The sequence below is a fragment of the Stieleria sp. genome (assembly GCF_041595215.1).
Taxonomy (GTDB): domain Bacteria; phylum Planctomycetota; class Planctomycetia; order Pirellulales; family Pirellulaceae; genus Stieleria; species Stieleria magnilauensis.
In genome coordinates, this window is the sequence record NZ_JBFHKV010001454.1 from 1 (window position 1) to 1,659 (window position 1,659).

Sequence of the window (1,659 nt, forward strand, 5' to 3'; positions counted from 1 at the left end):
GCCAGATTGACCGACGTCGCGCTGCAATCGGTGGTTGAAGAGAAAACGGTGCCGCTGCGGTCGGACGAAAAGACGTTCAGCGTGTCGTTTCAGTTTCGCCCCGCCGACGTCGGACTGCGGTTCTATCGCGTCGATTTGTTCCGCGAAGCCGATCGAGCGGCATTCGACAAGCTGGATCAATTGATGGACACGCCATCCTCGGAAACCACGCTGGTCAATAACACCCGTTTGATCGCGGTCGATCGAAAGGGCGGGCCGTACCGTGTGCTCTACGTCGCCGGCAGGCCAAACTGGGAATTCAAGTTTCTGAGGCGCGCGATCTCGGAAGACGCCGAAGTTGAATTGACCGGTCTGATTCGGATGGCCAACAAGGAGCCCAAGTTCAGTTTCCGAGACAAGGAAGTTTCCAGCACCAACCCGCTGTTTCAAGGACTCGGTGACGACGCCGAAGAAACCGCCGAGCAGTACGACGAGCCGGTGATGATTCGCATCGGTGTCAAGGAAACCGAAGAACTCGCGTCGGGGTTCCCCAAGGTCGAAGAGGAACTGTTCGGATTTGACGCGTTGATCCTCGATGACATCGAACCGGAGTTCTTTTCGCAAGATCAACTGGAAATGGTCCGCCGATTCGTTTCCTCACGTGGCGGTGGGTTGTTGATGCTGGGCGGCCAAGAGATGTTTCGCGGACGAGCGTTTGGGGATTCCTTCCTGGGCGACCTTTCACCGGTTTACGTCAGCCGAACCGATATCGGTTTGCCGGCCGAGTATTCGATGAAGTTAACCCGTGAAGGGATGTTGCAACCTTGGATGCGGCTGCGTAAAACGGCCGACGCGGAAACGAAGCGGTTGCGTACGATGCCGCGGTTCGACTCGGTCAATGTCGTCGGCAGCTTGAAACCCGGTGCCTATCAGCTGGCGACGGTCAACCGTAGCGATGGCCAGGCTCAACCCGCGATTGCGGTCCAGCGGTTCGGTCGGGGCAAAGTCGGTGCGGTCACCGTTGGGGACCTCTGGCGATGGTCGATGCAACCCGATCCACAAAACCCGGATGACGCCGCCCAGGCCTGGCGCCAAATCACGCGATGGCTGGTCGGTGACGTTCCGCGTCGCGCCGAATTGTCGGTCGCGCCCGGACCAGACAACGACGACTCGATGGTGCTTCGTGTCGATGCCCGCGACGAGGCATTTTTGCCGTTGGAAAACCCCACGATCACCGTCAACGTGATTCGCCCCGCCGGCGACTCGCTGACGTTGGACGCCAAACCGATCGGAGAGATCCCGGGAGCGTATTCGGTGGCTTACTATGACGACCAACCCGGACAGTACACGGCGACCGCGGAAGTTCGCGCCGAAGACGGCGAGCTGGTCGGCACGCCCAAGGTCGGTTGGACCCGTCAAATCGCCGGGCGGGAATTCGACACGCTGGCTGTCAACCAAGCGTTGTTGCAGCGGATTGCCGAGCAAAGTGGTGGCGACGTCATCGCGGAAGAAGATTTGAATCTATTGTCACGGCGGCTGAAGTCCGAGAAAGTCCCCGTGATGGAAACCTGGGTGTTCCCGCTCTGGCACCGCGGTTGGGTGATCGCGTTGGCGCTCGGTTGCCTGTGCGGAGAATGGGGACTGCGTCGATGGAGAGGCCTCGCATGAGCATCGTTTCAA

The 1,659-nt window shown here is 59.7% G+C and carries 1 protein-coding gene; it reads left to right on the forward strand.

The features are described 5' to 3' along the window. A partial coding sequence (locus ABX749_RS32045; RefSeq protein ID WP_372899618.1) for a hypothetical protein occupies window positions 1-1,647 on the forward strand: 1,647 nt, incomplete at its 5' end. Window positions 1,648-1,659: the final 12 nt, after the last annotated feature.